Source organism: Flavobacterium sp. KKT103 (assembly GCF_055640565.1).
The window spans coordinates 2,932,654-2,945,631 of record NZ_CM145766.1 but is presented as its reverse complement, the minus strand read 5'-3'; the positions used below and the strand labels follow the sequence as shown (position 1 = coordinate 2,945,631).

Sequence of the window (12,978 nt, the reverse complement as noted above, 5' to 3'; positions counted from 1 at the left end):
TGGTGCCATTTACTTCGTCAGATTGCTTCGCTCGTGACTAGCTCTCCGCTCTATTTCCTATCGCGGAAACCGCCGTAAGGGTTTGTTTCCTCACTGAGAAGATGTCGCTGCAATCTGTGCTAGGGACCAAAATACTAAAGTAGTCTATTTTTAAAATAAAGCAATAGCATACTCATTAATTTTTAAGATTTGTTCTTTACAATTGAAAAGGCTAGGAGCGGAGTACTACTTTTTTAAATAAGAAAAAACTTAATGTAGTTCTCGAAAATTTGAAAAAGAGGTGTATATTTGATGTTATATATGAGTTACCAGCAAATTGTGAAAACGACCACGTTAACATGAAAATTATTAGATGAAAATAGAAATAGAAATTTCCGATGACAAACTTCAAAATCTTAGTCCTACAGCGAAAACTGAGATAGGAAAAGTTTCGAAATCATATATAGAAGAAGTACTTGACGAAGCAAGCAGGATTGAAGAGAGTCGAAGAACAACAAATGGAAATCCTGAAATTACTGCCGCTATAATTAATGATGCAGTTGTTTTTGCTAAAAATTACGGCATACGAAAAAAGAAACCCAAGAAACAGATATTTATGCAAATTCTTGCATTTGTAGCTTCTACTTTCACAGGAGGTTTATTCGATACTGACAAGTTTAAAGATACAGGTTATGTTATTCTTTTTTTACTAATTTTTTTAGTTGCGGTAGTAGCAACTGTTTACTTAATTCTTAACGACAATAATAATGATTAACGAAAATATATACTCCAAACTAACTCCTTCAGCTAAAGAAGCATTAAACGAGTTAACCGAAGATTTTAGAAATAGTTTAATTGAAAAAGCATTTACAATAGCTAACGATAGAAATACTGCTAATCGTGAAATATCGCTAAGAGATATTTTGGAAGCGCAACAACCTTCACAACAAACTATTGAAAAGCAAAAATATATTGACTATCGAAGAAGACGTTGGACAATGTTAATTTCATTTAGCGGAGCGATTTACGCAATTGCTGGTATATTATTGTATTTATTTCAAAACAAAAAATTTTCAATTGAAAACGATTTAGGTTTAATAATAGCTATAATTGGAGTTTTACTAACTTTATTAGCCTTTATATATGGTCAACTTCTAACTAAAAGACAATATTTTTCTTCTCAAATATCTGCTGGTTCATACACCGAAATAGATAGCTATGATATTGTCAAAAGATGGCAAATCATTGAACAAATGACTGTCTCAATAATGAAAGAAAACAACATAAGTGATTCAAAATCTAATTCTGTAAATCAAGTTATTAAATATTTGACGGATAATTTTACTAATTCAGAAACAGATTATCTAAATATTAAAAGATTACTACAAATAAGAAACAAAATATTACACGAAGGATATAATTTAAGCGATGAAGAAAAGAAAAATAATATTGAAATTGCAGATAGTTTAATTGAAAAACTTGAACGTGCAAAGAATTAAATCTGCTGCTAACAGCGGTTTTGCAAGATTGCGAAATATGTGGTAAATTCAAGTTTATCTTTCGCAAGAAATTTTATCTTAGCCGAAAAATCTCGGTTACGAAGTTCGCAACCTCGCAAAGCCGCGAAACGTTGTACGACACCTTATTACGACACTTAAAAAACTTAAAAAATGACAATAAAACCTTTTAAATTAGAACGATTTTATACCGTTCACGAATTTACAGCAAAATATATTTTGTGTAGTTCCGACTGCGAAGCCATGACAATAGGCGACTTACTTTCGTTAGAAAACGGTGCTACAGAAAAATTCCATAATCATTGGTTAGGCTATACCGAAACCAAAGGAAATCCAGAATTACGAAATGAAATTATAAAAATTTATTCCGATATTTCAACCGAAGATTTATTGGTATGTTCGGGTGCACAAGAGCCAATTTTTCTTTTTTCACAAGCAGTTTTATCTTCATCAGATGAGGTAATAGTTCAGTTTCCTTGCTATCAATCTGTACATTCCATTCCTGAAAGTTTGGGTTGTAAGGTTTCAAATTGGACAGTTAAGTATGAAAATGGAGTACCCAATTTTGATATAAACGACCTAAAAAAACTAATTACACCTAAAACAAAAGTCTTATATCTCAACACGCCACACAATCCAACAGGATTTCACTTTACCAAAGATGAACAACAAGCAGTCGTTGAATTGGCAAGACAAAACAACATTATTATTTTTTGCGATGAAGTATATAGAGAATTAGAACATAAGCCAGAATTTCTTATTCCAGCATTTGCCGATGTTTATGAAAATGGCGTTTCGGTAGGCGTAATGTCTAAATCTTATGGCTTGGCAGGATTAAGAATTGGTTGGGTAGCGACAAAAAACAAAGCGATTTTAGAAAATATTGCCATTTTGAAAGAATATACAACTATCAGCAACTCGGCACCAAGCGAATTTTTAGCCATTGTTGCATTAAGGAATAGGCAAGTAATTTTAGAGCGAAATCTCAAAATAGTTGAAACAAATTTACCTTTATTAGATAATTTTATCAATAAGTATTCAAACTTATTTTCTTGGCATAAACCAGTAGCAGGACCGATAGGCTTTGTAAAAATGAATTGGAAAGAAGATGATTTGACTTTTGCAGAGCGAGTTGTGAAGCAAAAAAATGTACTCTTATTGCCAGGAGAAATTTATGATTATCGTGGGTATTTTAGAGTAGGTTTTATCAGAAAAAGTATGCCCGAAGCGTTAAATATGTTTGAGGAGTTTGTTGTAGAAAATTTAATGAAATGAGAATTATAAATTTTAAAGAGATAGCGAAGTCAATAAAAATCGAAGACTTATTTGAGCCTATCAAACAGGTTTTTATTGATTATTCTTCGCCGAAATTAGTTGGTATTCCTGTAAGTTTACTTCACTTAGCAGATAATGCTGATGCTCATATTAAAATTTCAGCCATAAACGGTTACGCTTATTTCTCGGTAAAAGTGGCAACAATGTTTCCAAAAAATAAGGCTAAAAATTTACCTATCAATAATGGAGCAATCTTTCTTTTTAATGCAGAAACAGGCGAATTAAAAGCCATTTTGAATGACAAAGGATTATTAACAGACATGAGAACTGCGGCGACAGGTGCATTGATAACGGATTTTCTTGCACAAAAAAATGCCAGTGCTGTTGCAATAATTGGGACAGGTTATCAGGCATTTAGTCAAGTAGAAGCATTGAGTAAATTGAGAGATAATTTTTCTGTTCAAGTTTACGGTAGAGATTTTGACAAATGTGAAACCTTAATTAAAAAACTAAAAAATATTTGCCCTAATCTTAATTTCAAATTGGCAAAGTCAGCAGAAGAAGCCGTAAAAAATTGCGAAATTGTAATTACCACTACTTCCAGTAAAGAACCAATCATAAATGGAGAATGGTTGCAAAAAGGACAACACATAACAGCACTTGGAGCAGATGACACTTTTAAAAATGAATTAAGCCAAAACGTTTTTGACATAGCAGACCACATTTATTTGGACAGCATAGAACTGAATACAAAGTATGGAGAATATAGTAAAGCATTAGCTTCAAATCATAATCTCATCGACAAGACAACAGAGTTTGGAAATATTTTTCAAAATTTAGACTTTATTGCCGACACCAATAAAATAACTGTAGCTAAATTAGTTGGGGTTGGTGTACAGGACTTAGCAACAGCAACACTTGTATTTGAACAGACTCAAAAATAAAAAATTAGAAAACCCAAAAAAAAAGGCGGCGTACAACAGCGGTGCTTGTTGCACAACTCAATAATAAGTAATGTTGGTCAAAAAATATAAAATTAAAAAATTATATTCAATTGATTTGTAATGCTTTATAAATTAATTATTTATCAAACCTAACCAAAATTAAACAAAAAGCCAGTTGTGCAACAAGCACAGCGGTTTGCAAAAATCACGAAATAGGAGGTAAATTCGTATTTATCTTTCGTAAGAAATTATATCTTAGCTGAAAATAGTTGGTCATGATTCTGATTGCTATTGTGACAGCAGTTAAGCAAGTCGTGAAAGGTAGTTGAAACCCGAAAAAAACTAAAAATAAATTTGAATTGTATAAATGAAAAAAAGCTACTTATTTATTATCATTTTATTTTGCTTATCCAACAACACGGTTGCACAAGATTTTCAATGGGTTGGACAAATAAACGGGATTGAAGACAAGACTGAAACAGCAAATTTTATTGAAGTAGATAAAAATGGAGATTCGTACACGTTAGGAATGTCGCATTCAAGTACGTTTGATGTTGATCCAACAAAAAATGGTGTTAAATTAATTAATAATCAGAGTTCTTTTTTTCCTAATCCAAATGGTATTTATTTAACTAAAGTAAATACCAACGGAGGTTTTATTTGGGGGAAATCATTAAGTACTCTTAAAGATGAGGATAAAGTTCTTGGCTTAAAATTGGATTCTAAAGGGAATATTTATGTTTTGGCTTTTATTTCAGAATTATATCAAAACCAAACGTTGATTTATGGATATGGTTTTATAAATGTTATTAAAATGGATCCTAATGGTAATGAACTTTACAGGCGTAAATTTCAAAATTTAGGAAATATTAACGCTGGTAAACTTTATGCAAATGCCTGCTTTGATTTGGATTCCGCTGACAACATATATGTTTCTGGAACATTTCAAAATACAGTAATACTAGATTCAAACTCTCAAAATAATCTTACCGCAAATGGAAATTCAACTTACCTATTTAAACTAAATCAAAGTGGTACTATTTTATGGTCTAAAAATTTAAATTATTCCTTGTCAGGTAAGATTGTATTAAAAATGGACTCTAATGATAAAATTACTTTAGTTTTTAATAGCTTTGGTAGCGGGAATAATGATTATCCACTAAATGTGCTAAAGTTGAATAGTACAAACGGTAATCAAATTTGGTTAAAATCTATTGTGAATGCCGTTCTAAGTAATTTTTCATTGGATGTAAACGATAACTTTGTAATTTTAGGGTATGCACCTAACAGTAATTTAGTTGATCTAGATCCTGACCCAAACCAAACGATTCCTATTCAAGACCAGAGTTTTATATTGTTTTTAGATGCGATTGGTACGTACACGGACTCAAAACTATTTGATTCGCTCTTACTATTTACAACTATTGACATTGACAGTCTGAACAATTATCATTTTGGGGGTGTCTATACAAGCACCGTAGCAGGTTACATTGCAAGCACTAGCGTGGATCTTGATCCCTCTTCAAATGATTATTTCTTAACGACAACAGCAACTTTCAGTGATGGATTTTATTTAAAACTTGATGCTACTAGATTGTTTTCTCAAGCGTATATTATTGGCTCTTCTCCGGTAACAAATACAACCTGTTACTATTCCGGAGTTAACGAATTAAAAGTACAAGATGAAAATATTTTTATAGCAGGAAATTTTGGTGGGCAATGTGATTTAGACCCTTCATTACTAACTTCATATTTGTTAAATTCTTTCAATCAAAATGTTATTAATGTTGATGGATTTATTTTAAAAATAGCAAACTGCAACAGTTTAGCTCCAGTTGCTCCTAGTTCTCAAACATTTTGTTCGGCACAAAATCCATCGATTAGTGATTTACTTCCAAACACTACTGGTATTAAATGGTACGATTCTGAAACAAGTACAAATCAATTAAACACTACAATTCCCTTATTAAATGGACAAATGTACTATGCATCAAAAGAAAGTGGTAGTTGTCCTGCAAGTTCTAGAGTAGCAATAACGGTAGCAGTGACTCAATCTCCTGCTGCTCCAATTGCGACAAACCAACAATTTTGCAAAGACGTAAATGCTACAATTTCAAATTTAAATGCTACGGGTCAAAACATACAATGGTATTCATCGCTTACTGATCCGGCTAGTTTACCAACCGATACTTTGTTGCAAACCAACACTAATTATTATGCTACACAAACAGTAAATGGCTGTGAAAGTAGTAGATCAGTAGTAAACGTAACTATCAATTCCGTTCCATTACCTGTTTTAACTTCACCACAAACCTTTTGCGTGCAACAAAATGCTGAGATAAATACTATCGTTGTAACTGGACAAAATATCAAGTGGTACGATGCAGCTACAGGTGGAAACGTACTTTCAACGAATTCTAGTTTAGTAAGTGGGCAAACATACTATGCCTCTCAAACAACTAACAATTGCGAAAGTTTACGTGCTCCTGTTTTAATTAACATTCAAAATACACCAGCTCCAACAGGAGGTTTAATCCAAAGTTTTTGTTCCACTCAAAATCCAACAGTAAATGATATTGTTATAAATGGGACCGATATAAAATGGTATGGTTCCAATGCAAGTACAGTAGCAATTTTAAATACAACGCAATTAGTAAATGGTAGTACTTACTATGCTGCTCAAGTTGTAAATAATTGCGAAAGCATCAGTCGATTACCGATTACAGTAAATTTAATTAGTAATCTTAATGCTAATGACTATTCTGAAACAATATGCGATAATTTAAATGATGGTTTGGAGATAATTGATCTAGCAAATTACAACTCTAGTTTAATTGCAAACCCCACAAATTGTACTTTTGAATACTACAGCTCTTTATCGAGTGCGACAAATCAAACCATCACTGATTTAATTACGACCATTTCAAATTATAAATTAGCGACCGGGAGTACTACTTTTTTTGTTAGAATTATTTCCTCTAATGGTTGCCATCAAATTGTTAAATTAAGTTTAGCATTAGTTAGCAAACCAATTATTGCTATCAACGATATAGTACCTATTTGTGCGAATCAAAATACTACTATTGATGCAGGTTCAGGTTTTGATAGCTACATTTGGTCAACAGGATCTAATGCGCAAAGTATTACGGTAACCCAAGAAGGAAAGTATTCAGTGACGGTGACAAAAAACTACGGAACAACAACTTGTTCCTCTACAAAAGATTTCAATGTTGTTTTGTCAAATGTTGCAACTATTTCGAATATTGAGACACAAGATTGGACCGATAACGAAAACAGCATAACTGTGTTTACAAGTTCCAATAGCTACGGTAATTATGAATATTCACTTGATGGAATTAATTACCAAGATAGCAATGTTTTTTCGGGATTAATTAGTGGAGCCTATACTGTTCATGTTCGTGATAAAAATGGTTGTGGAATTGCTAAAGATGACCTTTTTTTACTCATGTATCCAAAATTTTTCACTCCAAATCAGGATGGAATTAATGATACATGGGCCATACAATTTTCAAATAACGAACCAAACTTAAAAGTAGCTATTTTTGATCGATACGGTAAACTTTTAAAAACATTAAATAGTACAAATTCTTGGGATGGTAAATTCAATGGTAATGAACTTCCTTCTACTGATTATTGGTTTGTAGTTACTCGAGAAAATGGAAAAGAATATAGAGGTCATTTTACTTTAAAAAGATAAAAGTAGTTACTGTTTGCCGTGTAGGAAGATTAGGAAATTAGAGTAAATGCCATTTTAATATTGCATTTGCTTCAAGCCGAAAATATGTGGTTCCGTAACTCTTAAATTATAGCAAAAGTACGGACGCTGGCATAATAAAATTATAATAAAAGCGATAGATTAGCATTTAAAAACAACAAATTAAGAACTAAATATGGAAGTCAAATGCGTAAAGGATTTAAAAATAAAGATTGGACTCTTACCATCAGATTTCAAATGGTTGTTTTGGTTTTCGGTAGTGGTAGTTGTACCTAGTATTTCTATTTTAATATTTGCTCGAGAACAGTTGTATGAATTACTAATTCCGTATACAGGATGGTCTCCAGGTTTGATGTATTTTGTGCTTATAACAATGTTAATTTCGGCTCCTCCAACTTCTTTAAAAACGGATGCGAATAGCTTCAAAGGTTCACTGAATATTAGATACAGAATTATTTTTCTCTTAGGTATTTATTTGATTTTGGGAATTTATGATTGGTTTGACTCAGCACCTGAATACTATACACATACAAATCCCTACTTACGATATGATCCTCTTAGACCAATTTTTGCAATCGTATTTCCTTCCTTCTGGATGATACTAATAGGTTTGCCGATAGCTAAAGAATTTTTAAGCAAACAGTTAAAAGTTGCTACTAAATAAAATCTACTAGTTCGAGAAAGGCAGTTATAAATAGTAAGTGCTAAAAATAGTATAATTAGGATTGTAATTCACGTCTAGCATTTGCAAGAAATTTTATCTCCATAGAAAATAAGTAACAATGATTTCTCCAATATTCTTGCTTTATTCGCTTTGGAGCGTTGACGTTTCATGAAATAGAGTAGTAGTTGGTTAACTGAAAATTTTAAAACTAAATAGTGCTCTTTTATTTAGTCTTTATTTAACGCGTTTTTTGGAGGTATTTAACATCTAGTAAATAGAATTACCATAGGTTTGTCCTAACTAACCAATTGAAAATTCTGATGAAAATTAGCTTCTTACCATTTGTATTTTTGTTTTCTTTTTGCGCCATTAATGCTCAAAATAAGGCCGCTGAACTAGATAATTTAATGAATCAAGCGCACGCAAATGGCGTTTTCAACGGAAGTGTTTTAGTTGCTGAAAACGGAAAAGTTATTTATCGCAAAGCTTTTGGCTATGCCAATAAAGAGACGGAACAACAACTAACACCCGAATTTTCTTTTGATTTAGCTTCGGTATCAAAGCAGTTCACGGCTATGGGGATTATGATTTTAAAAGAGAGAAAACTACTTTCTTATGAGGATAAAATAACCAAGTTCTTTCCTAATTTCCCTGCCTATGGCAAAGAGGTTACCGTCAAAAACTTACTCAATAATGTTTCAGGTATGCCAAAATACGAGCCGTTGGCATCCAAGTTCAATCTTTCAAATGCAGAAATTTTAGAAATTATCGAAAGCCAGTCTGCATTAGATTCTGAAATTGGAGCAAAATTTGTCTATAATAATGGCGGTTATGTTATGTTGGCTTTAATAATTGAAAAAGTTTCAGGCTTAAGTCTAGCTAATTTTTTGAAAGAAAACATTTTTAAACCTTTAAAAATGAACAACACATTGGTTGGTGATAGTCAATTGCTCAATATTAAAAATCGAGCTATCGGTTACACTGCAATTGGTGAACGTGATGATTATCAAGTTTCACACACAGGATCAACAAGTATGTTTTCAAGGGTTGCTGATTTGTTTCTTTGGGATCAAGCACTTTATACTGAAAAGCTAGTCAGTAGGAATACAATTGCCGAGGCTTTTACGCCAGTAATTCTTGCTGATGGCTCCGATTCTAATTATGGATTTGGATGGTTTCTTACTCCTGAAAAGCATGCTGTGAATCATTCGGGAAGTGACTTTGGCTACCGAACCTTTATATTTAGAGATTTGGCCAAAAATAACACTTTTATATGGCTTACTAATGGAGGAAACGCAATGTTAAAAGACGAGATCAATGCAGCTATCGAAAATATTTTGGCTTCAAAGCCTTATAAAATACCCAAAATCACTCTTGTTTCTGCGCTTCAAAAGGACTTATTAACACAATCTGTAGATGATGCTATTAACAGTGTCAACTCACGTATACAGCTCAATCCTGCAGATTATGCCATGAATGACGAACATGTGAATGAACTGGGGTATAAGTATTTAAATGAGAATAAAGTGGCAGAAGCATTTTCTATTTTTAAATTTAATGCATTCCATAACCCAAATTCTGCTAATGTGTATGATAGTCTTGGTGAAATATATTTGCTTCAAAAAGATTCGGTTAATGCGATCAAAAATTATAAAAAATCAGTAAGCTTAAATCCAAATAATGCAAATGCGGTAAGCGCTTTGAAAAAATTAAAGGTTGATACCACTGAATTACTTACTAAAGTTGCGGTTTCTCCAGAAGTTCTTAAAACATATGTTGGAAGATATCAGTTAAACGAAAATTATTCCTTTACTGTAACTGAGGATAGTGGAGTGCTTCATATTCAAGGAACTGGAGAACGATTAACTACGGTAATCCCAATGAGTGAAAATAAATTTTACAGTACAGTAGTGACTGCTCAATTTACATTTAACAAGAACGAAAAAGGTACTGTTGATAGCCTAACCTTAAACATGGGTAGAGATGTCACTGCTAAAAAGGTGGAGTAAAACAAGCGTTGAAATTCAAAGTCAATTTGGAGCTCAATGGTGAAGCAAATGATTTTTTTGAAATTGAATTGAACCTTGATGAAGGAAATAATAATTTTACATCTTCAAATGAAATCCACCTATTTTCTTTTTTAGATTGTCTGCTACATTCGCTTGTTCAGCATATTCGTACCAATTGGCAACGGTGGCACTAATTTGCTCAATGATGGTATTGGCTTTTTTAATATTCATGTTTTTAGCAATACGTAAAAGATCGTCTTTAGTAATATCTTTTCTTTTACCATTGATACTTAGATTGTGCTGGCTCACCCAATCACTATCTGGGCGGTAAGCAAAGCAAATATCATAAGCAGGTGCTAATTCCCAATTACCTTCTTTTTTAAGGCGGAAAGCAAAGTTTTTAGTATGGTCGTCACAGTTTCTAGCGATTACATTAAAGGCCATCCTTCTAAATAGTTGTTCCGCTTGCGGGTAGGGAAGGCGTAACATACGCATGGTTTGAAACAACTGTTCGTAGCTAAAACTAGTAATTTGGCTGAAATCGTAGTGCTGCATCGCGCACAAGGTTTGTACATGGTGCTTCTCGGCTCCACCTTCACGATCAAAACGTTTGGTCATAAAATGGGCTCTACCATTTTCCTCCATTAATCGGGATTCCATCATTTCAATTCCGCAGGCAGTTGCCATAAGGTAATAGGCCATTTCAATCCGACCATAGCCCGTACTTTCACCAAATTGAACATCGCTTACGGTATCTAGTTTAATTAACCAATGTTCAAAACCTTTGGGTGCAATGGTTTGCCCGGACTTTACTTGTCCCGTTTTTTCATTATAGGCAATAATCGCTTTGGGGCGCGCACCACCAGCCGAAGTTCCTATTTTCAGAATGTCCAGCATGGCATTTTGATCGTTCTCACTAACATTAGTTTCAAAGCCTTCTCTTTTAGAAAGCATTTTTTGCGAAAGGCTAATTAAATTGTCTATTTCTATATCAAAAGCTTTTTTGGTTACCGTCAGTTGCGAGGGTTCAAATTCTAAAGCGCCCATACCGCGCGTCCCAATGAAGCAGAGGAGTTCAACCGGATTCATACTGTTCTCAGGTCGGCCATTTTGCGCAAGCCAACTGTTGATTAATTGGTTTCCGTAGTCATCAGGCAGCACATCAGCGAGTAAGCCGGGTAACCCTCTAAATGTTTTGACATCTCGCAATTCAGGGAATGAAAAGATACGGTTGGCACTAGTACGTATTGGCATTTTTAGTGGTGCCAAATCTACGGTAGACTTTATGAATTTGGGGTCGTATTCAAAACTGGCCACAGCGGTTTGAGCATTCCAAGCGACGGCGCCAATTGTTTCTCCCCATATTTTTACAAAAGCGGTTGTTATCATTACCAGTCGGATTGATTGAAGTTTGTAGTTGAAGTACTGCTAGCACGTTGCCTCTTATTTTGCTCTTGTTTAGCGAGTTCTAAAGGACTAATCTCCTGTTTTATAGTAAAGCCTTCTAGTAAGTATAAAAGATCTAAAGCACGTAAGATTTGAATTAAGGAAAGCAGCGTAATAGCTTCACCGTTTTCAATTTGGCCCAAAGTCCATCGATTAACACCTGCTTCTGTAGCTACTTGTGCTTGCGTTTTATTGATCTTTAGCCGTTGATCTTTAATGAATGCTCCTATGTTTTGTATAATAGCGAGATCACTCATTACTGTCCAATTATTGTTGGTATTTTCCATCTTTAAATTATTAAATTACATTTTAAGTTGGTAGTTACCAACAAATATACAAATTTTAATGAAGTAAATCTAGTTTAGTTTTATTATGTTTGTAAAAACAATCTTTAAGGTGTTTATTTGTAATTATAGTTGGTATTTACCAACTATATAGTCTGAAATATTTTATCATGAATCCGTCTTTTTTGACATCCTGACCGCTAAAGGATACAATTTAACAAAGCATCATCTCTTTTCTTAATGCTCCTACTGAGGAATTATCGAATGGGATTGAAGTAGAAGGCACGCAATATACACAAGTCGATTCGCCTATAAAAACAAGTTAAAACAATTCGTTTATTCAATGAAATTAAACCATTTTATCACCATCGATTTTTCCTGGTATACAGGGAATTTAGGACTCTATTTTTAAATACACGAATCATCGGAATATGTAGTACATTTGGTTGTAATTATTCAGACTGTAATTTTAGTTGTAAGCAGCAACATAATTGAACAATAAAAGACAAACGGAATTGAGACCGTAGTTCTTATTTGAATTTTTTAAACGTAAAAATGAGTAAAAAAGTAATTTCTAAAAATACCAATAGGTCTCTCGAAATCGAGAATAACCAAAATATTGCTGCTAAATTAATTATAGCGAGTGAAAAATTAGCGTTGCAAGTTATTGAAACCGAAAAACGCTAGCTCCAATTAATTCTTGTCAACAAAGAGCTTGAAGCTTCGAACAAGCAACTCGCTATTCAGAATGCCGAAAAGGAGGAGCATGCAGCTGAATTAGTTATTGCTAATTCCGAGTTGGCTTATCAAAATAATGAAAAAGTAAAACGAGCTGATGAGCTGGTTATCGCTAACAGAGAATTAGCATATCAAAACTCAGAAAAGGAGAAGCGAGCTGATGAACTGCTCATTGCTAATAAAGAATTGGCATATCAAAACGCAGAGAAAGAAAAGTGAGCCGAAGAATTAATAATCGCTAACAAAGAATTAGCGTATCAAAACTCAGAAAAAGAAAAACGGGCCGAGGAATTAATAATCGCTAACAAAGAATTAGCGTATCAAAATCAAGAAAAAGAAAAACGAGCGCAAGAACTGATACTTGCCAATACAGAATTAGCCTATCA

Annotated in this window: 10 protein-coding genes; 8 read left to right on the top strand and 2 right to left on the bottom strand. The window is 33.3% G+C overall.

Annotated features, from left to right (window positions below; genetic code table 11):
- Positions 1-352: 352 nt before the first annotated feature.
- The 7 genes from ACZ2G0_RS12675 to ACZ2G0_RS12645 all read left to right on the top strand — a co-directional run bounded on the left by ACZ2G0_RS12675 (position 353) and on the right by ACZ2G0_RS12645 (position 10,124).
- Positions 353-754, top strand: a complete 402-nt coding sequence (locus ACZ2G0_RS12675) for a hypothetical protein (RefSeq protein ID WP_470307894.1) — start codon at positions 353-355, stop codon at positions 752-754.
- Positions 747-1,478: a hypothetical protein gene (locus tag ACZ2G0_RS12670; RefSeq protein ID WP_470307893.1), complete on the top strand. Its 732-nt coding sequence runs from the start codon at positions 747-749 to the stop codon at positions 1,476-1,478. Before ACZ2G0_RS12675 ends, ACZ2G0_RS12670 begins: the two co-directional genes overlap by 8 nt.
- Before the next feature lie 171 nt (positions 1,479-1,649).
- On the top strand, positions 1,650-2,771 hold the full coding sequence (locus ACZ2G0_RS12665) for an aminotransferase class I/II-fold pyridoxal phosphate-dependent enzyme (RefSeq protein ID WP_470307892.1): 1,122 nt from the start codon (positions 1,650-1,652) through the stop codon (positions 2,769-2,771).
- Positions 2,768-3,715 (top strand): ornithine cyclodeaminase family protein, encoded by a 948-nt coding sequence (locus ACZ2G0_RS12660; RefSeq protein ID WP_470307891.1) that lies wholly within the window; start codon positions 2,768-2,770, stop codon positions 3,713-3,715. Before ACZ2G0_RS12665 ends, ACZ2G0_RS12660 begins: the two co-directional genes overlap by 4 nt.
- Before the next feature lie 367 nt (positions 3,716-4,082).
- A complete protein-coding gene (locus ACZ2G0_RS12655; RefSeq protein ID WP_470307890.1) occupies positions 4,083-7,433 on the top strand; it encodes a T9SS type B sorting domain-containing protein in 3,351 nt (1,116 codons plus the stop codon).
- A gap of 193 nt (positions 7,434-7,626) precedes the next feature.
- A complete protein-coding gene (locus ACZ2G0_RS12650) occupies positions 7,627-8,115 on the top strand; it encodes a hypothetical protein (protein WP_470307889.1) in 489 nt (162 codons plus the stop codon).
- A gap of 320 nt (positions 8,116-8,435) precedes the next feature.
- Complete coding sequence (locus ACZ2G0_RS12645) at positions 8,436-10,124, top strand: serine hydrolase (protein ID WP_470307888.1); 1,689 nt, start codon at positions 8,436-8,438, stop codon at positions 10,122-10,124.
- 96 nt (positions 10,125-10,220) lie between these two features.
- Here ACZ2G0_RS12645 and ACZ2G0_RS12640 read toward each other — a convergent pair whose 3' ends face one another.
- Positions 10,221-11,513 (bottom strand): type II toxin-antitoxin system HipA family toxin, encoded by a 1,293-nt coding sequence (locus ACZ2G0_RS12640; RefSeq protein ID WP_470307887.1) that lies wholly within the window; start codon positions 11,511-11,513, stop codon positions 10,221-10,223.
- Complete coding sequence (locus tag ACZ2G0_RS12635; protein WP_470307886.1) at positions 11,513-11,857, bottom strand: helix-turn-helix domain-containing protein; 345 nt, start codon at positions 11,855-11,857, stop codon at positions 11,513-11,515. Before ACZ2G0_RS12635 ends, ACZ2G0_RS12640 begins: the two co-directional genes overlap by 1 nt.
- Positions 11,858-12,409: 552 nt before the next feature.
- On the opposite strand from ACZ2G0_RS12635, the gene ACZ2G0_RS12630 reads away from it, so the two are divergent.
- Positions 12,410-12,541 (top strand): hypothetical protein, encoded by a 132-nt coding sequence (locus tag ACZ2G0_RS12630; protein ID WP_470307885.1) that lies wholly within the window; start codon positions 12,410-12,412, stop codon positions 12,539-12,541.
- The last annotated feature ends 437 nt before the right edge of the window (positions 12,542-12,978 follow it).

What these genes read in the sequence shown, in the direction of transcription:
- ACZ2G0_RS12665 (WP_470307892.1), top strand. Translation starts at nt 1,650, where the DNA reads ATGACAATAAAACCTTTTAAATTAGAACGATTTTATACCGTTCACGAA.
- ACZ2G0_RS12645 (WP_470307888.1), top strand. Translation starts at nt 8,436, where the DNA reads ATGAAAATTAGCTTCTTACCATTTGTATTTTTGTTTTCTTTTTGCGCC.
- ACZ2G0_RS12640 (WP_470307887.1), bottom strand. Translation starts at nt 11,513, where the DNA reads ATGATAACAACCGCTTTTGTAAAAATATGGGGAGAAACAATTGGCGCC.
- ACZ2G0_RS12660 (WP_470307891.1), top strand. Translation starts at nt 2,768, where the DNA reads ATGAGAATTATAAATTTTAAAGAGATAGCGAAGTCAATAAAAATCGAA.
- ACZ2G0_RS12650 (WP_470307889.1), top strand. Translation starts at nt 7,627, where the DNA reads ATGGAAGTCAAATGCGTAAAGGATTTAAAAATAAAGATTGGACTCTTA.
- ACZ2G0_RS12630 (WP_470307885.1), top strand. Translation starts at nt 12,410, where the DNA reads ATGAGTAAAAAAGTAATTTCTAAAAATACCAATAGGTCTCTCGAAATC.
- ACZ2G0_RS12675 (WP_470307894.1), top strand. Translation starts at nt 353, where the DNA reads ATGAAAATAGAAATAGAAATTTCCGATGACAAACTTCAAAATCTTAGT.
- ACZ2G0_RS12670 (WP_470307893.1), top strand. Translation starts at nt 747, where the DNA reads ATGATTAACGAAAATATATACTCCAAACTAACTCCTTCAGCTAAAGAA.
- ACZ2G0_RS12635 (WP_470307886.1), bottom strand. Translation starts at nt 11,857, where the DNA reads ATGGAAAATACCAACAATAATTGGACAGTAATGAGTGATCTCGCTATT.
- ACZ2G0_RS12655 (WP_470307890.1), top strand. Translation starts at nt 4,083, where the DNA reads ATGAAAAAAAGCTACTTATTTATTATCATTTTATTTTGCTTATCCAAC.